Source organism: Enterobacteriaceae endosymbiont of Donacia clavipes, from assembly GCF_012570365.1.
GTDB lineage: Bacteria > Pseudomonadota > Gammaproteobacteria > Enterobacterales > Enterobacteriaceae.
On record NZ_CP046208.1, the window covers coordinates 219,487 to 246,467 of the forward strand.

The following is a 26,981-nucleotide window of genomic DNA, read 5'->3' on the forward strand; positions in this document are numbered from 1 at the left end:
AAGGAATACTATGAATACAAAAATAATATTTCCTGATACAGGAATAAAGGAGATGAAAATTACTGATATTTTGGTAAAAGAAGGAGAAAAAATTTTTAAAGAACAATCTATTATTATAGTAGAAAGTGATAAAACATCTATGGAAATTCCTTCCGACCAAAATGGTATTATAAAAAAAATTTTAGTATCTATAGGTGAAAAAATTAGTAAAGGAAATATAATATTAGAAATATTTAACGATGAACAAAAAAAAATTAATCTTGTAAATAATAAAAAAATAAAGTTACAAAAAAACAAAATAACATTTACAGCATTACGAATTCCTGATATAGGAACACAAGTAATGAAAGTTACTAAAATATTGGTTAAGGAAAATGATTTAATTATAAAAAATCAATCATTATTAATTATTAAAAATAAAAAAAATATTTTTGAAATAGCTTCTTTATGTAAAGGTATCATTAAAAAAATTAATATTAAAATATATGATAATATAAATACTAATGATATATTTATTTATATAGATAATTTTACAATAAATAATGAATATTATGAAACAAAAACATATATTAAAGAAAATAATTTTGTAAAAAATACAGTAAATGATATCTTAGATACAGAATCATATATACATGCTTCACCTATTGTAAGAAAAATAGCAAGAAAATTAAAAATTAATTTAAGTAAAATAAAAGCAAGTGGTTTAAAAAATAGAATTAATAAAGAAGATTTAATTAAATACATTAAAAACAAAAATAAAAATATAATGAATAATGTTTCTGATAATTCTTTAATAAATTATAAAAATTTTGGTTTATGTGAAGAATTAAATCTTAATAATATACAAAAAATATCTGGTAAAAATTTATTAAATAATTGGAAAAATATTCCTCATGTTACACAACATATTGAAACTGATATTACAGAATTAGAAAAATTTAGAATTAAAAAAAATATTGAATCGTTAAAAAATAAAAATAATATTAAATTAACATTATTAAGTTTTATAATTAAAATATGTGCATATGCTTTGAAAAAATATCCTAATTTTAATTCATCTTTATCAGATGATAATCAAAATTTGATATTAAAAAAATATTTTAATATAGGAATAGCAATTAATACAGATAAAGGATTATTTGTACCTGTAATATTTGATGTTTTAAATAAAAATATTAATGAAATATCTGAAACAATATTTAATCTTGCTAATAAAGCAAAAAATTATAAACTTAATCATAATGATATGAAAGGAGGTTGTTTTACTATATCTAATTTAGGCCAATTTAAAGGTAATTTTTTTACACCTATAATTAATGCTCCAGAAGTAGCTATTTTAGGTATATCACAAGCACAAATAAAACCTATATGGAATATAAATAGTAGAAAATTTTTACCAAAACTTATTTTACCATTATCATTATCTTATGATCATCGTGTTATAAATGGAATTGAAGGAATTAATTTTTTAAATTATATTTGTGGTTTATTATCTGATATTAGAAATATATTAATGTAATTTTTAAAAAAATTATAAAAATAAAATTCATTAAAATGTAATTATTAATAGAGATTATTATGAATGATACAATAAAAACTCAAGTTGTTGTAATCGGAGGAGGACCAGCAGGATATTCTGCTGCTTTTCGTTGTAGTGATTTAGGATTAAAGACAATAATAGTAGAAAATTACCCAAAATTAGGAGGCGTATGTTTAAATGTAGGATGTATACCATCTAAAACATTATTGCATATTTCAAAAATAATTAAAGAAAACAAAAATTTTTTTCAAAAAGGTATATTTAATAATACTATTGAAATTAATATTGAAAATATTAATTTATGGAAACAAAGTATAATTAATAAACTAACTAATGGATTAAATTTTCTTTCAAAAACTAGAAATATTAATATTATTAATGGTATGGGTTTTTTTGAAACAGAAAATTGTTTAAATGTTATTGGTATTAATAATAACTATCAAATTATATTTGAAAATGCAATAATAGCAACTGGCTCTAACCCTATTAAATTGCCATTTATACCTTATAATGATAATAGAATATGGAGTTCTACAGATGCTTTATCATTAAAAAAAATCCCTAAAAAAATATTAATTATAGGAAGTGGAATTATAGGTTTAGAAATGGCAACTATTTATGAATCTTTTGGTTCTAAAATTGATATTATTGAAATTTCCAATATATTATTATCTGAAATAGATAATGATATTATAAATGTTTATAAAAAATGTATAAAAAATAAATTTAATTTAATATTAGGTACTAAAATATTATCTATTAATAATAATGATAAAAAATTATTACAAGTACATATGACTAGTGACAATAATAAATCAGTTTATTCTAAAAGTTATGATATAGTTATTGTTGCAATAGGAAGAAAACCAAATTCTACTTATATAAATAAAAAATTTAACAAATTATTAATTAATAATGATTATTTTATTAATGTAGATAATCAAATGAGAACTAATATTTCTAATATATACGCTATAGGAGATGTTATAGGATATCCTATGTTAGCACATAAAGGAATTCATGAAGGACATTTAGCTGCAGAAGTTATTGCTGGGAAAAATCATTATTTTATTCCTAAAGTAATCCCATCAATTGCTTATACTAATCCAGAAATAGGTTGGGTGGGGATAACAGAAAAAAATGCTATAAAAAATAATATAGATTATAAAACTTCATCTTTTTCCTGGAAAAATTTAGGAAGAGCGATATCTTCTAATGAAGAAGATGGTTTAACTAAATTAATTATAGAAAAAAATTCTAATCGAGTTATAGGTGGAAGTGTTATTGGATATAATGCAGGAGAATTATTAGGAGAAATTAGTTTAGCAATTGAAATGGGATGTGATGTAGAAGATATTGCTTTAACTATACATGCTCATCCTACTTTTTATGAATCAATTGGAATAGCAGCAGAAATATATTTAGGGTCAGTAACAGATATTATTAATATTAATAAATAAAATTTAAATTAATAATTTTAAATTTAAAATTTTTGTATTTATTTTAAATATAAGTTTATATATTTTTATATTTTAAATAAAAAATTATTTTATAATAAAATTTATAAAATAAGAATTTCTTTTATTATTTTATAGTATATTTTATATATTATGTTTAAATCATTAATATATATACATTCATTAATTTTATGAATAGTAGAATTAATTAATCCTAATTCCACTATTTGCGCGCCAGTTTTAATAATAAATCTTCCATCAGAAGTACCTCCATTATTAATTAATTTTGTATTAACATTATTTATTAAATTAATATTTTTTTTTACTATTTTTAATAAATTTTTACTTTTTTTTAAACAATCATAATTACTTAAAAAAGGTAATCCTGATAAATCCCATTTTATATTATAATTAATAATATATTTTTTTATAATATGATTTAATTTTTTTAATATATCTTTATAACAAATTTCATTATTAAAACGAAAATTTATGTATAAAATAATATTTCCTGGTATAACATTATTATCTTTTATATCAGAACTAATCTTTGTTATTTGCATGCTAGTTTCAGGAAATAGATAATTTTTTTTACTCCATTTAACTAATAATAATTTATTTAGCAAAGGTATTACCATATGTATGGGATTTTTTGCTAATTTATGATATGCAACATGTCCTTGTATACCTATAATTTTTAATTTAATATTTAATGAACCTCTTCTTCCATTCTTAATAACATCTCCTATAATTTTATTACTGGTAGGTTCTCCTATTATACAATAATCTAATTTTTCTTTTTTTTTTATTAATTTATTAATAACTTGAATAGTACCATTTTTTGCATTACCTTCTTCATCTGAAGTAACAAGAAAAGCTAAACGACCATTATAAGTAGGATATTTTATAACAAATTTTTTAGCCGCAATAATCATTGCGGCTAGGGATCCTTTCATATCACAAACTCCTCTTCCATATAATATATCATTTTTTATAATAGCTTTAAATGGATGAAATTTCCATTGTTTAATATCACCTGGAGAAACAACATCTGTATGTCCAGCAAAAACTAAAGTATTATTATTTTTATTATTTCCATTATGGAATGCCCAAAAATTTTTAGTATTTTTAATATTAATTAATTTAATATGAAAATTTAATTTTTTTAAAATTTTTATTAATATATTTTGACATCCTGCATCAAAGGGACTAATAGAACGACACTTAATAAGTTTTTTAGTTAAATTAATTATTTTTTTTAACATAATAAGTATTTACTTTTATTATAAATATTTTTGTATAAAAATTATTTAAAAAAATAATTATTTATTCAAATTTTAATATGGTTTATTTTGTAAAGCTAATAATAATACTTCTTCAATATTTTTTACCGGAAAAATTTTTAAATCTGCAATAATATTTTTTGGTATATCTTCTAAATTTCTTTTATTCTGTTCTGGTATTAAAACAACACTAATACCACCTCTATGAGCAGCTAATAATTTTTCTTTTAATCCTCCTATTCCAAGTACTTGTCCTCTTAAAGTAATTTCTCCTGTCATAGCTACATTTGCTTTTACAGGATTATTAGTTAAACTTGATACAAGAGCTGTACACATAGATATTCCAGCACTAGGTCCATCTTTTGGTGTAGCTCCTTCCGGAACATGTACATGAATATCTATATTTTTATAAAATTCTGTATTAATATTTAATTTTTCTGTTCTTGCTTTTACTACAGTTAATGCAGTTTGTATGGACTCTTGCATTACTTCTCCTAAAGATCCTGTATAAGTTAATTTACCTTTACCAGGTATACATACAGTTTCAATTGTTAATAATTCTCCTCCAACTTCTGTCCATGCTAATCCTGTAACTTGTCCTATAATATTTTCATTTTCCGCTTTTCCATAATCAAATTTTTTTACACCTAAATAATTTTTTAAATTAGAATTATTAATTACAATTGATTTAATATTTTTTTTTATTAAAATTATTTTAACAGTTTTTCTACATAAAGTAGATAATGTTCTTTCTAATCCTCTTACTCCAGATTCTCTAGTATAATATCTTATTATATTTATAATTGCTTTATCATTTATAAATAATTCTTTTTCTTTTAAAGCATTATTTGAAAATTGTTTAGGTAACAAATATTTTTGTGCTATACTTAATTTTTCATCTTCTGTGTAACCAGATATTTTAATTACTTCCATTCTATCTAGAAGAGGTAATGGTATATTGATAGAAGAATTTGAAGTTGCTACAAACATGACATTAGATAAATCATAATCTATTTCAAGATAATGATCGTTAAAAGAAACATTTTGTTCTGGATCTAAAACTTCTAATAATGCTGCTGCAGGATCTCCTCTCATATCATATGAGATTTTATCTATTTCATCTAATAATAATAATGGATTTTTTACTCCAGATTTAATTATTTTTTGTATAATTTTGCCAGGCATAGAACCAACATATGTACGACGATGACCTCTTATTTCTCCTTCATCTTTTATTCCTCCTAATGATATTTTAATAAATTTTCTGCCTGTTGCTCTTGCTATAGATTTACCTAATGATGTTTTACCTACTCCAGGTGGACCTACTAAACATAAAATTGGGCCTCTAATTTTATTAGATCTATTTTGTACTGCTAAATATTCTAAAATATGTTCTTTAACAGATTCTAAACCAAAATGATCTTGATCTAATATTTTTTTAGCTTTACATAAATTTTTTTTTAATCTACTTTTTGTATTCCATGGAATTTGTATTATCCATTCTATATATCCTCTAATAACTGTTGCTTCAGCTGATATAGGAGACATCATTTTTAATTTTCTTAATTCAGCATAAGTTTTTTCTTTTGCTTCTTTTGGCATTTTTGCTAATTTTATTTTTTTTTTTAATATTTTATTTTCATCAAGATGTTCATCTGTTTCTCCTAATTCTTTTTGTATAGCTTTCATTTGTTCATTTAAATAATATTCTTTTTGACTTTTTTCCATTTGTTTTTTAACTCTATTCCGAATTTTTTTTTCTACTTGTAATAATTCGATTTCTGATTCCATTATAGCCATTAAATATTCTAATCTTTCATTAATATTCGACATTTCTAATATTAATTGTTTATTAGATAATTTTAAAGTCATATGTGCAGCTATGGTATCAGCTAATTTTGCTGCATCATTAATATTATTTAAGGAGTTTAAAACTTCTGGAGGAATTTTTTTATTTAATTTAGTATATCTTTCAAATTGATTAATAGCTGTTCTTATTAATATTTCTTGTTCTTTAACTTTAAGACTAGGAGAAGATAAATATTCTATTTCAGCTGTAAAATAATTACTATTATCTGATAAAACTATTATATTTGCTCTATATAAACCTTCCACTAATATTTTTACTGTTCCATCGGGTAATTTTAACATTTGTAAAATAGAAGTAATTGTCCCAACACTAAATAAATCATTAATATTAGGATTATCATTAGATGCTTCTTTTTGAGCAACTAACATAATTTTTTTATCATTATTCATTGCTGCTTCTAAACAACGAATAGATTTTTTTCTACCAATAAATAAAGGAATTACCATATGAGGATATACTACTACATCACGTAATGGTAATACAGGAATTACAATACGTTCTGAAATTTCAGAATTCATAAATTTTTCTCTCTATTATAATTATATTATAAAATATATTTTTATATATAAAATTAAGATTAATTATATTTTAACCATTATTTTTATATTCTATAATAGGTTGGGAAATATTATTAATAACTTTACTATTAATTATAATTTTACTTATATTTTTTATTGAAGGTGTATCATACATTATATCTAATAATGATTTTTCTAAAATAGATCTTAATCCTCTAGCTCCAGTATTTAATAATACTGCTTTTTTAGCTATTAATTCAATAGCATCATTTTTAAATTTTAATTTAATATTTTCATATTTAAATAGGGTTTGATATTGTTTAATAAGAGAATTTTTAGGTTCTAATAAAATTTTTATTAATTTTTTTTTATTTAATTCATTTAATGAAACTATAATAGGTAAACGTCCTATAAATTCTGGTATTAATCCAAATTTTATTAAATCTTCAGGTAAAATTTTTTTTAAAATTTCATATTTATTAAAAAATTTATTTGAATTTTGTTCTTTTTTTATATGAAATCCTATTTTACTAGAACTATTTAATCGATTTAAAATAATCTTTTCTAATCCATAAAAAGATCCAGCACAAATAAATAATATATTTTTAGTATTTATTTTAATAAATTCTTGTTGTGGATGTTTACGTCCACCTTGTGGTGGTACAGAAGCAATTGTACCTTCAATTAATTTTAATAAAGATTGTTGGACACCTTCCCCGGAAACATCTCTTGTTATAGAAACATTTTCTGATTTACGTGCAATTTTATCAATTTCATCAATGTATATAATACCATTTTCAGTTTTTTCTATATCATAATTAGCATTTTGTAATAATTTTTGAATAACATTTTCTACATCTTCTCCTACATATCCAGCTTCTGTTAAAGTAGTTGCATCTGCAATAGCAAAGGGTATATTAAGAAAACGTGCTAGTGTTTCAGCTAATAATGTTTTACCACTGCCAGTAGGTCCTAATAAAAGAATATTACTTTTTTCTATTATATTATCTTTTTTATTATAATTTTTTAATTTTTTATAATGATTATAGATTGATACTGAAAGTATTTTTTTAGCTTGTGATTGACTAATCACATAATTATTTAAATAATTAAAAATTTTATGTGGTGTAGGTAAATTTAAATAATTATTTTTATTAAAATTTTTATATTGTTTTTGATTTTCTTTTTGTAAAACATTATTACATAATATAATACATTCATTACAAATATGAATTTTATTATTACCTAATATTAATTTACTAACTTCATACTGTGTTTTTTTACAAAAAGAACAATATAATATTTTATTTAAATTCTCCTTTTTTTTTATCATTAAAAACCTCATTTCAAAAAATTAATAAGTAGTAATTTTTATAATTTTATAAAACTAAGTAATAATATTATTTTTATTAGAAATAATATTATCTATTAAACCATATTTTATTGCTTCCTTAGCTGTTAAAAATCTATCTCTATTAGTATCTTTTTCAATAATTTCAATAGATTTACCTGTATGAAATGAAAAAAGTTTATTTAAGTAATTTTTTATTCTTAAAATTTCTTGAGTCTGAATTTCTATATCAGTTACCTGACCTTGATAGCTTCCTATTGGTTGATGTATCATTATTCTGGCATTAGGTAAACAAAATCTTTTATTTTTATTCCCAGCTGCTAATAAAAAAGCTGCCATTGAACATGCTTGTCCTATACAAAGAGTACTAATATCTGATTTAACAAATTGCATAGTATCATAAATACACATTCCTGACGTAATAACACCTCCAGGACTATTTATATAAATAAATATATCTTTATTTGGATCTTCTGATTCTAAAAATAATATTTGTGCAACTATTAAATTAGCCATACTATCTTCAATAGTACCTGTTAAAAAAATAATACGTTCTTTTAATAATCTTGAAAAAATATCATATGATCTCTCTCCTTTAGAGGTTTGTTCAATTACAATTGGTATTGTGTTTATTTGATTTTTTTTAAAAATTTTGTTATTTTTTTTATACAAAATTATTATCCTTTTTAAAAATAAAAAACTTTTTATATAATATGTAGATAACTTATATTTTATATTTTATGAATTTTTTGTTTTTCCCATTCACTAGATGTATAAGTATATAAAGATAATGAATGAATATCTTTTAATATATCACCTATAATATGATATATTAATCTGTGTCTATTAATTAATTTTTTTTCAATAAAAAAATTACTAACAATAATAATTTCTAAATGAGTTATTAAATTTGATATATGATTATTATGATTATGACTATTATTATTAATTTTTAAATATATAGGTTTTAATTTGTATTTTATTTTATTTTTTATTTTTTTTATAATCATTATGATATTTCCGGAACTTTTAATTTTATAATTCAAATTATATTTTTTATATATTTATAATTAAATAATTTTTTTATTATTAAAAAATAATTATAATTTATAAATTATTTAATTTTAGAAATTACTAATTTTATAATATCAGCATTACCTGCTAATATGTTAGTAGAATTTTTATAATTACAATTACCTATAAAATCTGTTATTAATCCACCTGATTCTTTAATAATTAATTCTCCAGCAAGCAAATAATTAAAATTTTGTACATTATTATTTAAATAACAATCAATTTTATTTGCTGCTAAATATGCTAAATCTAAAGAAATAGAACCACTTATTCTAAGCGAAATTAAATTTTCAACAAATAAATTAATTAAATTAACATTTTTTTTTTTTGTAAAAAAAATATAACTAGTATTTAGAGCAAATAATAAATTTTTTTTTTGAAAATATTTATCACAACGTAATTTATAACCATTTAATTGAGCATTTTGTCCTCTTATCGCAGTAAATAAATCATTTTTTAATGGATCATATACTAAAGAAATTTCAGTTTTTCCTTTTATACAAATAGCAATAGATATTGAAAAATGAGGTAATTTTTTAAAAAAATTCATAACTCCATCTAAAGGATTTATAATCCATATAGTTTTTTTATATTTAAAAATAAAAAATTTTTTTTTACATAAAAAAGTAATATTTTTTGTATATATATTATAAATTACTTTAGTAATCATATTATTTAAATTTTTATTAATTTTTTTTGTAAATAAATTAATATTATATTCATTATAATCTGAATTTATATTTTGTATTTCATAATTTTTAATAATGATATTACCAATATTACGTATTATACGTATAGCAATATTAAGCATTGGACGCATATATTATTTCTCACTAACCTTTATATATCTTAAGTTAAGTAATTAAAATAATTAAATGACAAATCTAATTTATTTTATAATAAAAAATTAATATTTAAAATATTTTTTTTATAAAAGATATATCATTAAATATATTGTTTTTTTTTTTAAAACATATATTATCTAATATAGATACTTTAATAATTTTAATTATTTTTTAATTATGTTACAAATTACAGAATCAGCTCAAAAATATTTTTTAAATTTATTATCTAAAAAAGATATTAATACATATATTAGAATTTTAGTTTTAAAAAAAAATAATATTTTAAAAGGTAATATTTCTTTTTGTAATATAAAAAAAATAAAAAATGATGATATTAAATTAAAATTCAAAAAATTCTTTATATTTATAGAAATAAATAGTTTTAAATTTTTAAATAATATCAAAATTGATTTAATACAAAAAGAATTATCTTCTAAATTAGAATTTATATTTTTAAATAAAAAATATAAAGAAAATAACACAAAAACTAAAGATTTAAAAAAAAATATTAATATTTTTATAAAAAATGTAATTAATCCTAAGTTATCATTACACGGTGGTTTTATTATATTAAAGGAAATAACCAAAAATAATATTTTGTTATTAGAATTTCGTGGTGGTTGTCAGGGTTGTATGATGAGTCAATATACTCTTAAAAATCAAATAGAAAAAGAATTATTAAATAACTTTCCTAGTATTAAAGGAATATATGATATAACTTTACATAAAAAACATAAATTTTCTTATTACTAAAATAGTAATATATTTTTATTTAAATATTTTATTATATTTTAATAAAAAATTTAATTTTCATAATTTTAACATAATTTTATATAAATATTTAAATAAGGAATAAAGGAATATGCCCGTTTTAGTTATAAAAAAATTACCTGCTATTGATTTTTTAAAAAAAGAAAATATATTTTTATTACAAAAAATTTCAAATAAAAAATATCCAAATAAAATTAAAATAATTTTATTAAATTTAATGTTTAAAAAAATTGAAACAGAAAATCAAATAATTAGATTATTATCTAATTCTTCATTATTAATAGATTTATCTTTATTATGTGTTTGTGATCAAAAATCATCTAATTATTTATCAATTAAACATATTAAAAAATTTTATATTAATTTAGAACAAATATCTAATAAGTATTATGATGGATTAATAATTACAGGAGCTCCTTTAGGTTTAATTGATTTTATTAATATAAGGTATTGGAAAGAATTTGTAAAAATAATACATTGGGCACAAGATCATGTTAATTCTATTTTATCTATGTGTTGGTCTGTACAAGCTGTATTAAATATATTATATAATATTCCAAAAAAAATTAATAAAAAAAAAATATTTGGTATATTTAAACATCATATTTTATTAAAAAATAATTTTTTAACAAAAGGTTTTGATGATTATTTTTTTGTACCACATTCAAGATATTCTAATTTTTCTTTAAATTTTATTAAAAATTATAATAATTTTAAAATTATTTCTTCTTCTAAAGAAGCAGGTATTTATCTTTTTACTAGTAAAAATAATAAATATATATTTATTACAGGACATCCAGAATATGATTCTTTAACAATACATAAAGAATATTTAAATGATTTAAAAAAAAATAAAAAAAATATAGAGATACCTTATAATTATTATCCTCTAAATAATCCAAATTTAATACCTCAAATTAACTGGAAAAGTCATGGTAATTTATTATTTTTAAATTGGTTAAATTATTTAAATTATAAAAAAAATAATATTATTTATTAATAATTAATTTTAAAAGAGGTTTTAGTGTTAACTACTAAATATTTATTTTTTACATCTAAAAATAAAATACATAATCAAAATATAAATAGTTATTCTTTAATGATTAAAGCAGGAATGATTAAAAAATTATCTTCAGGAATATATATTTGGTTACCAAGTGGATTAAGAGTAATTAAAAATTTTGAAAAAATAATACGTTTTGCAATGAATAATATAAATGCAATAGAATTATTATTACCCATAATACATCCTAGTTATCTTTGGGAAAAAAGTGGACGTATAAATGATTATGGTAAAGAATTATTAAAAATTTTAGATCGGAAAAAAAACAGTTTTATTTTAGGACCTACTCACGAAGAAGTTATTAATTACTTAATAAATTATGAAATTAAATCTTATAAATTTTTACCTGTTCATTTGTATCAAATACAAACAAAATTTCGAGATGAAATAAGATCTCGTTTAGGAGTTATACGTTCTAAAGAATTTATAATGAAAGATAGTTATTCTTTTCATATGAATGAAAAATGTTTACAACAAACATATGAAATTTTACTAAATACTTATAAAAAAATTTTTGATTTAATACGAATAAATTATTTTATAGTACAAGCAAATAATAGTGTTATTGGTGGAAATATTTCTCATGAATTTCATGTTTTATCAAAAAATGGAGAAAGTAAAATTTTTTTTTCTAAAGATAATTATTATTTTTTAGATAAACAATTTAAAAAAAAAATAATTTCTAAAAAAAAAAATTTAATAAAAATTAAAAATAGTATAGAAATAGCTCATATTTTTAAAATTGGAAAAAAATATTCTGAATCAATGAATATTTATATTAATAATAAAAAAAAAATTAAACAACCTTTATATATGGGTTGTTATGGAATTGGAATATCAAGATTAATTGCTTCTGTTATAGAACAAAATTATGATTTAAAAGGTATATATTGGCCTAATTCGTTACTAGCTCCTTTTTTAATAGCTATTATTCCTATTAATATGTATAACTATCCTATAGTAAGAAAAAAATCTTTTTTACTTTATAAAAAATTTATTTCATTAGGCATAGAAGTTCTATTAGATGATAGAAAAGAAAATCCTGGTGTTATGTTTTCAGATATAGATCTTATTGGAATACCACATATTATCATTATTAATAATGATAATATTATTAATAATAATATTGAATATAGATATAGAAAAACAGGATTTCAAGATATTATTTCTTTAAATTTAATTACTGATTTTATTTTTAAAAAACTTAAATTAAATAAATGCTTTAATATTTTTTTTCCCAAAAAATAAAAAAATTATTTTTGTTATTTGATGAAATTTTTCCTTCTTTTGTAATTAAATTATTTTCTAGTTCAGCAATAAATTTGTCATTGTAAAATAATAATGGTATTTGTTCTCTTTTCCATTTAGGAATTAATAAATTTTTCCATATATCATTTATATTTTTGTTATATTTTAATTTATTAAAATAATATTTACTTGTAATATTAAATTTTATATATACAATTTCATGATTCTTCGGTTTTCTTATATTTATCGATTTATTTTTATAGTTTATATTAGTATCTAATATTACTAATTTTCCCAATTTATTAGGTAATATAAATGGAATATTTAAATTATCCCATATTAATAAAATATTTTTCAAATTATTAAAGTATTTTATACAAAATAAATAGTTTTTATATTTACGAATAACATATTTTCCTATTTTAATTTGTGGATTATTATTATTTTTACAACAAATAATTTCATTCCATATAATAAATAACATTTTTCTAGAAGGCATATAATAATATTTATTATATTCAATCCATTTTCTAATTATAAAATTTCTTTTTATTACACTAAATTTATATAATGGAGTAATTAATAAACTATTATCTTTTTGTATTAATTTCATTAATATTGGATTTATTAAATCTATTAAAAGTTTTTCTTGTTCCTGACAAATTATTGAAGATCTATTAACTGCATAATTAAAAAAAGGCCATCTATTTATAATTTTAGGTAAAATAATATTTCTTAAAAAATTACGATCATATCTTATATCTTTATTACTAGGATCTTCTATCCAACTTATTTTTTTTTCTATAGCATATTCAAATATTTGATGTCTAGTAATCTCTAAAAAAGGACGAAATAATTTTATATTATTTAATATACTTATTTTAGATATTCCAGATAATCCTTTAGGACCACTTCCTCTTTTTAAAGCAAGTAAAAAAGTTTCACATTGATCATTTAAATTATGAGCAGTAACTAAAATTTCATCATTTTTAATAATATTTTCAAAAATTTTATATCTTTTTATTCTAGCATAGTTTTCTATATTATTTTTTTGTGTAATTTTTATATCTTTTTTTATAAATAAGACATTCCATTTTTGACATTGTAACATACATGTTTTAGACCAATTATTTGATAAAATGTTTAAATTATGATTAATATGAATAGTTCTTAATAAAATTGGGTATTTTTTTCTTAATTTTACTAAATTATATAGTAATACTGTGGAATCTATTCCTCCACTATATGCTACTAGTATTTTTTTAAATTTACATAACATTAATTGTGTTTCAGTTTTTATTAACATAATCTTTTTTTAAAAAAAATATTTAATTGAGTTAATTAAATTCAAATTTAATATTATTATTATTTAGTAAATAAATAAATTTATTTTCATTAATTGAAATATAGTAAAGTTTTTTAAAAAAAATTCTTTTTTTTATACCAAAATAATTAGAATAAAAATATATTTGTATTAAATTTTTATCATGATTTTTATCAAAAAAAATAAATTTTTTAAGATTTTTTAAAAAAGAATTTTTTTTTAAAAAAAAATCATTCATAAAAATAATATTTATACTATGTAAATATTTTTTTCTAGCTTCTTCAATATCTATTATATAAAAAGCATCACATATAAATAATTTTTTAAAATTATTAAAATATACGATTCCACGTATAATTACTATACTATTTAATATAATAAAATTTTTATTTAATAAATTAAATAATATATGTACTTCAATTATATTAGTACTGTCATCTAAATTAAAAATAAAAATTTTTTGTTTTTTTTTATTATAAGAATTACGAATATTACTTATTATACCTCCTATTGTTATAGGTAAATAAATATTTTTTTTATAATTTATAAATGTATTATTAATACTTCTATTTTTAGTATAAAACATAATTTCTTTGAAATAAATATGTACCGGATGACCTGTTAAATAAAATCCTAAAGTATTTTTTTCTTTTATTAAAATATCTTTTTTAGACCAAAAATAATTTATGTTAGTATCAATAAATTTATTATCTATTAATAATTTTTTATTATTTGTATTAAAAAAATCCATTTGTCCTGTCTGTTTTTCTTGTAAATATTTATTGGTTATTTTTATAATTTTTTCTAAATTATTTATTAAAATTCCTCTATTAAAATTAAAACAATCTAACGAACCAGAAGTTATTAATACTTCTAAAATTCTTTTATTTATTTTTTTTAAATTTATTTTAATAAGAAAATCAAATATAGATTTAAAAAAACTAATTTTTTTTCTTATATTAAGTATATTATATGCTTGTTGTTCTCCAATTCCTTTTATTGCTCCTAATCCATATATAATATTACCATATTTATCAACATTAAATTTATAGGAACTATTATTAATATCAGGAGGTAAAATATTAATTTTCATATTTTTACATTCAGATATTAAATTAATAATTTTATTTATATTATCCATTTCTGATGTTAAAACAGATGCCATAAATTCTGAAGGATAATAAAATTTTAACCATAAAGTTTGATAAGATATTAAAGCATATCCAGCAGAATGAGATTTATTAAATCCATATGAAGAAAATTTTTCTAAATAATCAAATATTTTCATAGATAAAATATTATTAATTTTTAATTTTTTAGCACCCTGTAAAAAACGTTTTCTTTGTTTTGACATTTTTTCATGTTGTTTTTTACTTATTACTCTTCTTAAAATATCTGCTTCACCTAAACTATATCCTGCTAATATTTGTGCTATTTTCATAACTTGTTCTTGATATAAAATAATTCCATATGTAGATTTTAATATTGGTTTTAATTTTTTATGTTGCCAATTTATATCAGGATATGATATTACTTCTTTTCCATGTTTTCGATTAATAAAATTTTCAACCATTCCTGATTGTAATGGTCCAGGACGAAATAAAGCTAATAAAGCAATTAAATCTTCAAAATTATCTGGTTTTAATTGTTTTATTAATTTTTTAATACCTTCAGATTCTAATTGGAATATACCTGTAGTTCTAGCAGTTTTTAAAAAATGAAAAATTTTTTTATTATTTAAATTAATATTATTAATATCTATTAATTTTTTTTTTTTTTCAAATCTTATTTTATTAATTATTTTTAATGAATAATTAATAACAGTTAAAGTTCTTAAACCTAAAAAATCAAATTTTACTAAACCAATATCTTCTATATCATTTTTATCAAATTGAGTAACTCTATTTTTCCCATTATCATCACAATATATTGTTGTATATTTTGTAATATTATCTGGAGATATAACAACTCCACCTGCATGTTTACCAACATTCCTTATTGTTCCTTCTAATTTAAGAGAAGTATTTATTAATTCTTTAATATTAATATCAGATTTATATAAATCATATAATTTTTTATTATTTATAACAGCTTTTTTCAAACTTATTTTAACATCTAAAGGTATTAATTTTGAAATACGATTAAGAAAATCATACGGATAGCCTAAAACTCTACCAACATCTTTTATTACAGATTTTGCAGTCATAGTTCCAAATGTTATAATTTGAGATACTGATTCATTTCCATATACTTCTTTTACATGATTAATAACTAAATCACGTTTTTCCATACAAAAATCAATATCAAAATCTGGTAATGAAATTCTTTCAATATTTAAAAATCTTTCAAAAATTAAATCAAATTTAATTGGATCTAAATTTGTAATATTTAAAACATAAGCAACTAATGAACCAGCTCCAGATCCTCTTGCTGGACCAACAGGTATATCATGTTTTTTTGCCCATTGAACAAATTCCATCACTATAAGAAAATAACTAGGGAAACCCATCTTATTAATAATATCTAATTCTAGATCTAATCTTTTTTTATATTTTATTTTTTGTATTTTTAATAAATTAAAATTTGTATATAAAATTTTTAATTTTTTTTTTAAACCTATATGAGCTTTTTTAATAAGATAATTTTTAGGTGTTATATTTTTTATTATAGAATAATTAGGTAAAAAATATTTACCTAAAGGTAAAAAAACATTACATCTTTTAGCTATTTCTACACTATTATTTAGTGCTTCAGGTATATTTTTAAATAAAAGATACATTTCTTTTTGACTTTTTAAAAATTGTTCTTTACTATAAATAGATTTTTTTTTGCTTTCATTTAAAGTATAACTTTTATTTATTGCTACACGAATTTCATGTGCATAAAAATCTTTTTTATTTAAAAAACGTACATTATTAGTTGCAACAACTGGTATAGAAAAATAATTTGCGAATTCAAGAATTAAATTTATATAATTTTCTTCATGTGTATGATTAGTACGATTTAATTCGAGATAAAAACAATTATAGAAATATTTTTTATAAAAAAAAATTATTTTTTCTACTAAAAAAAAATTTTTTTGTAAAATATTTTTACCTATATCCCCATTTATTCCACCTGATAATATAATTAATCCTTTATTATATTTTTTAAGTAGATTATAAGTTATTATAGGTCCAATTTGACTATCATAACCATTTTTATAAGCATCAAAAATTAGTAATTTTAAATTTTGGTAACCTATATTATTCATTATTAATATTGTTAATTTTGAATATTGATTATTATTATTTAAATTAAATAAATTTTTAATTTTAAAATCTGCTCCAATAATAGCTTTTAAACCAAAATTATGAGCAGATTTATAAAATTTTATTAAACCAAAAATATTACTAAAATCTGTAATAGCTATTGCTGGCATATTTAATAATGAAACTTTTTTTACAAGTTGTTCTATTTTTGCTAATCCATCTTGTATTGAATAATCACTATGTACATTTAAATGAATAAATTCTGGATAATTCATATTATATATAAAATTTCTTAAATTTGACAAAAAATTAAAATTTTTTTTTAAAAACTCTCATACAAGTAATTTTTGCTTGACAAATAATTTTATTATTTATTTTAGCTATACTATAAAAACGTATAAAACATTTTTTTTTTTTTTCTATAATGCTATTAATGATTATTTGATCTCCTGGAAAAGCAGGTTTTTTAAAACGTGCATTATCAATACCCGTTAAATAACATATTTCTTTATTTTTTATATTTTTTTGATTTATGCTTTTATATAAAAGAATATTTGTGGTTTGTATCATAGATTCTAATAATAATACACCAGGATAAATAGGTGTTTTAGGAAAATGTCCTTGAAAATAAGGTTCATTTATAGAAATATTTTTTATAGCATCTAAAAATTTAAATTTTTTAAATGCTATAACTTTATCAACTAAAATAAATGGATATCTATGAGGTAAAGTATATAAAATTTCATTAATATCTGTTATACAACAATTTTTATTGTTCAAAATAATTTTTCTTTATAATAAAATATAAAATTTTTAAATAATTATTTTATAACTAATTTTATTATTTTACATTATTAATAATATATTTTTTTGTTTATTGGCTAATTCTATAACATCATTTGTTATATCTTTAGTATTTTTTACATATGATAAAAAAGAAATATCTATAATTATATTATAATGTCCTTTTTCTGCAACAATATTAATTAATTTATTAATAAAAAATAATATTTTGTTGCGTGCTTTATTTTGTTTTTGATTACTTTTTATTTTAAAACTTTTTATTTTTTTAAATAATAATTTTTTTTGATATATTATTTCTTTTTCTATTTTTTTTTTAAAATTTTTTGATAAATTTTTATTTTTTAATTTTTTTATTTTATTTTTTAATAATATTTCCATTTTTTTTATTTTTCTAATTTCTAAATTAAATTCCTTTTTTAATTCTTTAGATATTTTTTCTTTTTGAGGTATTGTTTGAAAAATTTTTGCAAGATTTATAATAGCAATTTTAGGACAACAAAAAACTTTATTATATGGTATAACTAAAATTAATATTAATAATATTATAATTTTTAAATAATATTTCATTTTATTTAAACCTTTTATTAAATTTAAAATATAAAAAATTACCAGATTTTTGAAATACTAAATTGAAAAAATTCAATCTTATCTGTTTTTTCCATTTTTAATGGATATGCATAAGATAAAGTAATTTTTCCGAATTGAGAATACCATTTAAAAGAAAAACCAATTGATGCTTTAATTTTTGAAAAAGTACTAAATTTTGGAATTTTATATAATTTAGATAAATAATTATTTTTCCATGAAGTATCTACTAAATTTCCTATATCTAAAAATATAGAAGATTTTATTTCTTTTTTATACTTATCCTTTATAAAAGGAAAAGGCATAATTAATTCATTATTTATATTAATTAAGAAATTACCTCCAATTGAATTATCTGATAAACAAATAGTTTTTTTATTATTACAATAATGTTCATTTGTAGAATAATATACTGCTTTTGGCCCAATACTATTATTTTTAAATCCTCTAATTGAATTAGCTCCTCCTAATAAAAAATTTTTATAAAAAGGGTATTCTCCAAGAAAACTATTTCCATAACCAATATTACTTTTAAATAAAAATACTAAAGGATTATGTAAAAATTTTAAATTTAAAGGAAAATATTGTAAATAATTAAAATCAATTTTATAATTTCCAGTATTTGTATATACTGGTACAGTAAAATCTGTATCAATAGAAATTAAGTTTCCATTAAATGGAAATTTAAAATTATTTAAATTATTATGTAAAAATGAATATTGAATAATAAATTCATCTAATAAATAATTTTTATATAATTTACTATATTTTTTATATCCTATACTTTTAAAATAACGCCATAAAGATATTTGTGGTTGAATATTACTAATTCGATTTTTTATAAATCCAAAATTACTTTCTAAAAAAGTATTATTATTTATAGGAAATTTTATTATTCCAAGTATTCCTTTGTTTCTATTTATATAATCATAAAAAAGATTATTATTTTCTTTAAGTTTATTTATAAATGTTTTTATACCAATATTAATTTTATTTAAAAAAACATTATTTTTCATTACAAATAATTCTAAATAATAATGATAAAAATCCTTATTAAAATTGATATCTATATCATAACCAGTACCTATAAAATTATTTTGTTTTATATTAGTATCTAGTGATAATGATCCACCCATTCCTATCCCTAAGTTAGTATTTAAAAAACCTATATTTTTTTCTTGAACTTTAAATATTATATCTACTGTATTTTTTAAATCATAATTTTTATGTAAAAAAATTTCAACTTTATCAAAATAACCTAATGAATATAATTTTTTTTGTGTTTTTTTTAATAATTCAATATTAATATAACTTCCTTCCATCTGTAATACTTCATTTCTTAATATATAATCATGAGTAAAATTATTTCCTAAAAAATCTATTTTTCTTACATAAAATTTTTTTTTTGTTTTAATATTAAAAATTAAATCTATTGTATTATTTTTATTATTAAATATTTTTTTTATTTTAATCTTAGAATTTAAAAATCCATGATTTTTCAAAAATTGTTCAATTTTATATCTTGATTGAATTACTACACTATTATTATAAAAATCTCCAGGAATAATATTAATTATATTTTTTATATTTTTGTAGTATTTTTTTTTATCTATATTTAAAAAAATTTTATTATAAAAAAATTTTTTATTTTCTTGAATTTTAATTATTAAATTTAATTTTTTTTTATTAAATGATAAGTATTGAGTAATATTTTTAATTTTAAAATTTATATATCCTTTATTAAAATAAAAATTTTTTAATTTAACTAAAATATCAGTAATAAAATTAATTTTATATATTCTTTTATTAAAAGAAAAATTATTATTTATTTTTAAATAATTTAATAAAAAATCAGTTGTATAATTATTATTTCCTATAATATTTATTTTATTTATTTTTGTAATATCATTTTCTTTAAATAAAATTTGAATATTTGCTTTATTATTTATATCTGTTGTAATTTTAATTTTTACTTTAGAAGTAAACATACCATTTTTTAAAAATACATATTCAATATTTTTTTTAAAATAAAATAATAAAACATTATTTAGTATTTCTCCTTTTTTTATGTTAAATTTCTTTAATAATAAATTTATAAAATTATTATAAATACTTTTATTACCTTTAATAAGAATATTATTAATAATAGGTTTTTCTAAAATTTTGATAAAAATTAAATTTTTATATTTAAAAATATCAATATTACTAAACATATTAGTAAGAAATAATGTATTTATAATATTAGATATATCTTTTTTAGATATACATTTTTTTGTATATGAATTTATATTAGTAATTAAATTTTTTAATTTTATTTTATTAATACCAAAAAATATTATTTTATTAATACAATATAAATTTTTTTTCTTTTTTGTATTATGATTATAAGAAATAATATTTGTATTTAAAATAATTATAAAAATAAATAAATATTTATAATATTTATTTATTTTTAAAAAAAAATTTTTTTTAAATTTGTTTAACATCATTTATTAATGCAATCCCCATAATAATAATTAAGATAATCATACTAATATTATATATTAATTGTTTAATTTTATATGATAATTTTTTACCGGTAATTTTTTCAAAAAATAAAAGAATTAATTGTCCTCCATCCAATATAGGAAAAGGAAATAAATTAATTATACTTAAATTAATATTTATTAAAGCTAAAAACATAAAATAATAAATAAAATTATTACGAATTAATTTTCCAGCAATATAACCTATAGAAATAGGACCATTTAATTTATAAATATTTTTCTTATTATAAAAAAAATTTATAAAAGAATTTAAAATTATTTTAATTAAATTTAAATTTTTATTTAAAGATTTTTTCAATGCTTCAAAAAAATTATATTTACATATAATTTTTGATGTATTTTTTACATTAGTTATTTCTGGTAAAAATCCTAAAAAATTTCTATTTTTAGATTTTATAATAATAGGTAAAATACTAAAATTTATCTTTTTTCTATTTCTGTTAATATTAAAATGTATAATTTTATTATTATTTTGATAAAGAAATTTTTGAAAATTATACCAATTTGTAAATTTTTTTTTTTCTATGTTTATAATTTTATCACCAATATGTAATCTTAATTTTTCTGCAATAGAACCAGGTATAACATAACTAATAATAGGATTAATTTTTAATCCTTTAGGTATAATTCCTAATATAAATATTAAATTTTTTTCCTTTAAAAATTTAATAGATTTTTTGTAAATATTTAATGTTTTTTTAATTATAATATTTGAATCTATTTTATTAATTTCTAAATTTATTTTTCTATTATTATTTATACTTTTAATTAACTCTATATTAAAAATATTCCAATTAGAAATATTAACATTATTAATTTTTTTAATTTCTAAATTTGATTTTAATCCAATATTATTAGCTATTGAAATATAATTAATTTCATTAATAATAGTTTTTTTTATAGGAAATCCTATAAAAAAAATAATCCAGTAAATTAATATCGCAAAAATAATATTTGCAAGTGGTCCTCCTAAAATAATTAAAATTTTTTTTAAAAAATTTAATTGATTAAAAAATAAAAACTTATATTTTTTAAAATTATATTTAATAGTGTCTTTTTCTATAAAATCAGGTATTTTAACATAACCACCTAATGGAATTAATCTTAAAATATAATTAGTTCCATATTTATCACGATATTCAAAAATTTTTTTACCAAAACCTAATGAAAAACATTCTATATATGTATTAAAAAATCGTGCTGTATAAAAATGTCCACATTCATGTACTATAATTAAACTACTTATAGTAATAACAGATACCATTATAGTATATAAAATACTAAACAAAATTTTAACTCCTAAAATTAATGTTTAATTAAATTATATTATATTTTAAAATAAAATATTTGTATTTTTTAAAAATTTATTAATTTAATCACCACCAAAACGACGATTTCTCTTTACAAAAGATTTTATTGCTTTTTTAAAGTCTTGTTTATTAAATTCTGGCCATAATTTTTTTGTAAAATATAATTCTGAATATGCAATTTGCCAAATTAAAAAATTACTTATACGATATTCCCCTCCTGTTCTTATTACTAAATCTATAGGAAAAATATTATTTAAACAAATATAATTATTTATGATATTTTCGTTAATATCTTTAATATTTAATAATCCTTTATTTATATTTAAAAAAATTTTTTTAATACTATTAGTAATATCCCAACGACCACCATAATTTGCAGCTATATTTAATAATAATTTATTATTATTTTTAGTTATAGATTCTGCTTTAGCAATTGATTTTTGCAAGGGAATATTAAATTCTTTTGTATTACCAATTATTTTAAGACGTATATTTTTCTTTTTTAAATTTATTGTTTCAATATCTAAAATTTCTTGAAATAAATTCATTAAAAATTTAACTTCATTATTAGATCTTTTCCAATTTTCGCTACTAAAAGCATATAATGTTAATGCTTTTATTTTATATTTTAAAGAAAATCCAATTATTTTTTTTACAGTTTTAACACCTTCTCTATGTCCTAAAAATTTTACTTTTTTATTTTTTTTTGCCCATCTTCTATTACCGTCCATAATAATAGCTATATGTTTAGGATAATTAATATTATTATTTTTTATATTTAATTTATTAATTTTCATTTTTATTCTAAAACATAAATATTATTATATAATAACTTATAAAAAATATATTAGTTTAATAGTTCTTTTTCTTTTTTTATTACAAATTTTTTTATTTTATTTGTAAATAATATAGTTTGTTTTTGTATATAATTATATAATTTTTTTTCTTTATTTTCGTCTATTTTTTTTTCTTTTAGAAGAATTTTAATTTTATTATTTGATTTTCTACGTATATTACGAATATAAATTCTATTTAGTTCAGCTTCTATTTTAATATTTTTTAATATTTTTATTTTTTTAGTTTCAGTAATAGGAGAAATATAAACATAAATATTATAATTAATTATCTTAGTAGAAACATCTAAGTTAGAAAGAGCAATACTTTTTTCTATATTTTTTATAATTTTTAAATCAAAAGGAGTTACTTTTAAAGTAAAAGAATTTTCTACTACTATAGAAGATATATGATTAATTAATATTAATTTATTATCTAATTTTATATATATATTATTTAATAAATAAGGAGATAATCTATTTTGAGACATTAAATTAATTTTATTTATAAATGAATTTAAACATTTTTCCATATTTTTTTTATTATTATTAATAATATCACTATACATATAAGTAATTACCTTTTTTTTAAAAATTAATTATTTAAAATTATTTTTAAATAATTTTTTATTAGTATTATATAAATAAAATTAATTTTTTTTGATATAAAAATATATATATTACTTACAATTTATTTTTATAATATAATTATATTTTAATAAATTAAAATGTTTAATTTTTTAATTTATTAAATTTTTTGATAATACTTAAATAAAAAATATTAATTAAATTATACTTAAATTAATTTTTAATTATATTTGCCCCTAATTCAAAACATATAAATTTTAAAATTTTCATATTATTTTCATTTAAATATTTTTTAACAGTTTTATTATTGTCTAATAAGAATTTTTGATTATATAAAGTAATATTATTTATAAATTTTTTCACACGACCTTCAATTATCTTATTTATAATTATTTGAGGTTTATTCTTTTTTATTACAATATTTTTTTGTATTTTATATTCATGATCAATGATATCTATTGGAATATCTTGTTTATTAATATAATCTGGTTTTAACATAGCTATATGCATAGCAATTTGTTTCATTAATAATTTATTATTTATATTTGATCTGATTATAACTCCAAGACGTTTATTGTGATGTATATATTTACCAATGAATTCTCCTTTTATAAAACCAAGACGATTAATAAATATATTTTCTTTTAATAATCCTATTAATTCCATTCTTTTTTTATTAAAAATTTTTCGTATTATATTTATATCTGTTTGATTATTCTTAGTAATATATTTTACTATATCTTTTATAAAATTTATAATTTCTTTTGATTTTGTAATAAAATCTGTTTGACAATTTATTTCTAATAATATGCCAAAATCTTTTGTTACATAATCTGTAATTAATCCTTCTTTTGTTGGATTTTTTAATTTTTTAATAGATTGTAATTTTAAATATTTTCTTATATAATCAATAGCAAGATTTAAATCTTGTTTTGTTTCTATTAGTGCTTTTTTACATTCTATAATTCCAACTCCAGTAATATTTCTTAGTTCCCTAATTTTTTTTATATTAATTTTCAATATAATCTCCTAATTAATTTTATTTTCTAATTTAGAAGTACTATTATCTTTTTTACTATTTAAAATAGTTTTTGTAACATAATATAAATATAATTTTATAGCACGAATAGCATCATCATTTGCAGGTATAACAAAATTAATACCATCTGGATCAGAATTTGTATCAATAATAGCAAATATAGGAATATTTAATTTTTTAGCTTCTCTAATGGCAATTTTTTCATAATTTGCATCTATTACGAATATTGCATCAGGTAACCCTCCCATATTTTTTATACCTCCTAAACTTTTTTCTAATTTTAATAATTCTCTATTGCGTGTTAATGCTTCTTTTTTTATTAATTGTTTAAAAGTACCATCTTTACTTTGTAATTCTAATTCTTTTAATCTTTTAATAGATTGTTTAACAGTTTTCCAATTTGTTAACATTCCTCCTAACCAACGGTGATTTACAAAAAATTGACCACAATTATTAGCTGTTTCTTTAATTAAATCCGAAGCAGCTTTTTTTGTACCAATAAATAAAATCTTACCTTTATGAAAACTTATTTTTTTTAATTCTACTAGAGCATTATTAAACATAAGAATAGTTTTATCCAAATTAATAATATGTATTTTATTTTTATTATAAAAAATAAATTTTTTCATTTTTGGATTCCAATAACGTGTTTGATGTCCAAAATGTGCACCTACTTTAAACATTTTATTAACAGATATAGACATTATTTATTATCCTTTTTTATATATTACATCATTAAATAATATTATATAATAATTATTTATACAAAAAATTATTTAATTAACAATATTTTTGTTTTAAATTTTAATTTTATTAAACTTAATTAGTTATAATATAATGTTTAATATTACACAATTTATAACTATTAACTATTTAAAATTATATAATGAAAATATTAATTAAAAATTCTGAAGAAATTAAAAAAATTCATAAATCTTGTAAATTAGCAGCAGAAGTTTTAGAAATGATCGAAACTTATATAAAACCTGGTATTAGTACAGAAGAAATAAATATTATATGTCATAATTATATTACTAAAATTCAAAAAGCTATACCAGCTACTTTAGGATATAATGGATTTCCAAAATCTGTATGTATTTCTAAAAATGATATTGTATGTCATGGTATTTCAAGTAAAAATGATATTTTAAAAAATGGTGATATTATTAATATAGATGTAACAATTTTATATAATAATTATTATGGTGATACATCTAAAATGTTTTTTGTAGGTAATAAAATTTCTTTAAAATCTAAATTATTATGTTTAACTGCTCAAAAAAGTTTATATAAAGCTATTAATATTTTAAAACCTGGTCTTAGATTATATAAAATTGGTCAAATCATTCAAAAATATGTAGAATCAAAAAATTTTTCTGTTGTAAAAAATTATTGTGGACATGGTATAGGTAAAAATTTTCATGAAGATCCTCAAATTTTACACTATAATTCATATGATTATGGTATAACTTTAAAATCTGGCATGATTTTTACTATTGAACCTATGATAAATATAGGAAATCATAATGTTTATTTAACAAATGATAAATGGACAGTTAAAACTCAAGATAAAACTAATTCAGCTCAATATGAGCATACTATACTTATCAATAAATCAGGTAGTGAAATTCTAACTATTAGAAAAGAAGAAAATTTATTTTATTAAAAAAATAAATTTGAT

General features: G+C 17.9%; 22 protein-coding genes. 6 read left to right on the forward strand and 16 right to left on the reverse strand.

Going from position 1 to position 26,981, the window contains the following annotated elements; genetic code table 11:
* Nucleotides 1-10 precede the first annotated feature (10 nt).
* Together GJT92_RS01035 and lpdA are read left to right on the forward strand one after the other, a co-directional pair.
* Nucleotides 11-1,519: a 2-oxo acid dehydrogenase subunit E2 gene (locus tag GJT92_RS01035; protein ID WP_168919653.1), complete on the forward strand. Its 1,509-nt coding sequence runs from the start codon at nt 11-13 to the stop codon at nt 1,517-1,519.
* A 59-nt stretch (nt 1,520-1,578) separates the two neighbouring features.
* Complete coding sequence (gene lpdA / locus GJT92_RS01040) at nt 1,579-3,000, forward strand: dihydrolipoyl dehydrogenase (protein ID WP_168919654.1); 1,422 nt, start codon at nt 1,579-1,581, stop codon at nt 2,998-3,000.
* Between the two features lie 101 nt (nt 3,001-3,101).
* Here lpdA and dapE read toward each other — a convergent pair whose 3' ends face one another.
* From dapE to GJT92_RS01070, 6 genes are all read right to left on the reverse strand, one after another.
* Complete coding sequence (gene dapE, locus GJT92_RS01045) at nt 3,102-4,262, reverse strand: succinyl-diaminopimelate desuccinylase (protein ID WP_168919655.1); 1,161 nt, start codon at nt 4,260-4,262, stop codon at nt 3,102-3,104.
* A 72-nt stretch (nt 4,263-4,334) separates the two neighbouring features.
* On the reverse strand, nt 4,335-6,668 hold the full coding sequence (gene lon / locus GJT92_RS01050; RefSeq protein ID WP_168919656.1) for an endopeptidase La: 2,334 nt from the start codon (nt 6,666-6,668) through the stop codon (nt 4,335-4,337).
* Nucleotides 6,669-6,738: 70 nt separating this feature from the next.
* Complete coding sequence (clpX, locus tag GJT92_RS01055) at nt 6,739-8,001, reverse strand: ATP-dependent Clp protease ATP-binding subunit ClpX (RefSeq protein WP_425483312.1); 1,263 nt, start codon at nt 7,999-8,001, stop codon at nt 6,739-6,741.
* A gap of 54 nt (nt 8,002-8,055) precedes the next feature.
* A complete protein-coding gene (gene clpP / locus GJT92_RS01060) occupies nt 8,056-8,652 on the reverse strand; it encodes an ATP-dependent Clp endopeptidase proteolytic subunit ClpP (protein ID WP_168919864.1) in 597 nt (198 codons plus the stop codon).
* A gap of 98 nt (nt 8,653-8,750) precedes the next feature.
* The gene (locus GJT92_RS01065) at nt 8,751-9,029 is read right to left on the reverse strand and encodes a BolA/IbaG family iron-sulfur metabolism protein (protein WP_168919658.1); all 279 of its coding nucleotides are present in this window, start codon (nt 9,027-9,029) and stop codon (nt 8,751-8,753) included.
* A 104-nt stretch (nt 9,030-9,133) separates the two neighbouring features.
* Entirely contained in the window at nt 9,134-9,913 is a 780-nt protein-coding gene (locus GJT92_RS01070; RefSeq protein ID WP_168919659.1) for an inositol monophosphatase family protein, read from the reverse strand.
* A 202-nt stretch (nt 9,914-10,115) separates the two neighbouring features.
* Between GJT92_RS01070 and GJT92_RS01075 the strand changes: the two genes are divergently transcribed.
* From GJT92_RS01075 to GJT92_RS01085, 3 genes are all read left to right on the forward strand, one after another.
* Nucleotides 10,116-10,691, forward strand: a complete 576-nt coding sequence (locus GJT92_RS01075; RefSeq protein WP_168919660.1) for a NifU family protein — start codon at nt 10,116-10,118, stop codon at nt 10,689-10,691.
* Between the two features lie 109 nt (nt 10,692-10,800).
* Nucleotides 10,801-11,709 (forward strand): homoserine O-succinyltransferase, encoded by a 909-nt coding sequence (locus GJT92_RS01080; RefSeq protein ID WP_168919661.1) that lies wholly within the window; start codon nt 10,801-10,803, stop codon nt 11,707-11,709.
* 24 nt (nt 11,710-11,733) lie between these two features.
* Entirely contained in the window at nt 11,734-13,020 is a 1,287-nt protein-coding gene (locus tag GJT92_RS01085) for an aminoacyl--tRNA ligase-related protein (protein WP_168919662.1), read from the forward strand.
* On the opposite strand, the gene tilS is transcribed toward GJT92_RS01085, so the two are convergent.
* The 10 genes from tilS to rpsB all read right to left on the reverse strand — a co-directional run bounded on the left by tilS (nt 12,995) and on the right by rpsB (nt 26,007).
* A complete protein-coding gene (tilS, locus tag GJT92_RS01090) occupies nt 12,995-14,326 on the reverse strand; it encodes a tRNA lysidine(34) synthetase TilS (protein WP_168919663.1) in 1,332 nt (443 codons plus the stop codon). The genes GJT92_RS01085 and tilS overlap by 26 nt on opposite strands.
* Nucleotides 14,327-14,357: 31 nt before the next feature.
* A complete protein-coding gene (gene dnaE, locus GJT92_RS01095) occupies nt 14,358-17,870 on the reverse strand; it encodes a DNA polymerase III subunit alpha (protein WP_168919664.1) in 3,513 nt (1,170 codons plus the stop codon).
* A gap of 34 nt (nt 17,871-17,904) precedes the next feature.
* Nucleotides 17,905-18,375 (reverse strand): 3-hydroxyacyl-ACP dehydratase FabZ, encoded by a 471-nt coding sequence (fabZ, locus tag GJT92_RS01100; protein ID WP_168919665.1) that lies wholly within the window; start codon nt 18,373-18,375, stop codon nt 17,905-17,907.
* Nucleotides 18,376-18,441: 66 nt separating this feature from the next.
* On the reverse strand, nt 18,442-18,966 hold the full coding sequence (locus GJT92_RS01105; RefSeq protein ID WP_168919666.1) for an OmpH family outer membrane protein: 525 nt from the start codon (nt 18,964-18,966) through the stop codon (nt 18,442-18,444).
* 38 nt (nt 18,967-19,004) lie between these two features.
* On the reverse strand, nt 19,005-21,470 hold the full coding sequence (bamA, locus tag GJT92_RS01110; RefSeq protein WP_168919667.1) for an outer membrane protein assembly factor BamA: 2,466 nt from the start codon (nt 21,468-21,470) through the stop codon (nt 19,005-19,007).
* On the reverse strand, nt 21,454-22,818 hold the full coding sequence (gene rseP / locus GJT92_RS01115; protein ID WP_168919668.1) for an RIP metalloprotease RseP: 1,365 nt from the start codon (nt 22,816-22,818) through the stop codon (nt 21,454-21,456). The genes bamA and rseP overlap by 17 nt, the downstream gene beginning before the upstream one ends.
* Nucleotides 22,819-22,902: 84 nt before the next feature.
* On the reverse strand, nt 22,903-23,637 hold the full coding sequence (gene uppS / locus GJT92_RS01120) for a polyprenyl diphosphate synthase (RefSeq protein ID WP_168919669.1): 735 nt from the start codon (nt 23,635-23,637) through the stop codon (nt 22,903-22,905).
* A gap of 50 nt (nt 23,638-23,687) precedes the next feature.
* Entirely contained in the window at nt 23,688-24,242 is a 555-nt protein-coding gene (locus tag GJT92_RS01125; RefSeq protein ID WP_168919670.1) for a ribosome recycling factor, read from the reverse strand.
* Between the two features lie 232 nt (nt 24,243-24,474).
* Nucleotides 24,475-25,281 carry a translation elongation factor Ts gene (gene tsf / locus GJT92_RS01130; RefSeq protein WP_168919671.1) on the reverse strand — a complete coding sequence of 269 codons (807 nt, stop codon included), beginning with the start codon at nt 25,279-25,281 and terminating at the stop codon, nt 24,475-24,477.
* Nucleotides 25,282-25,290: 9 nt separating this feature from the next.
* Entirely contained in the window at nt 25,291-26,007 is a 717-nt protein-coding gene (gene rpsB, locus GJT92_RS01135; protein WP_168919865.1) for a 30S ribosomal protein S2, read from the reverse strand.
* Nucleotides 26,008-26,186: 179 nt separating this feature from the next.
* On the opposite strand from rpsB, the gene map reads away from it, so the two are divergent.
* Nucleotides 26,187-26,966 carry a type I methionyl aminopeptidase gene (gene map / locus GJT92_RS01140; protein ID WP_168919672.1) on the forward strand — a complete coding sequence of 260 codons (780 nt, stop codon included), beginning with the start codon at nt 26,187-26,189 and terminating at the stop codon, nt 26,964-26,966.
* Nucleotides 26,967-26,981: the final 15 nt, after the last annotated feature.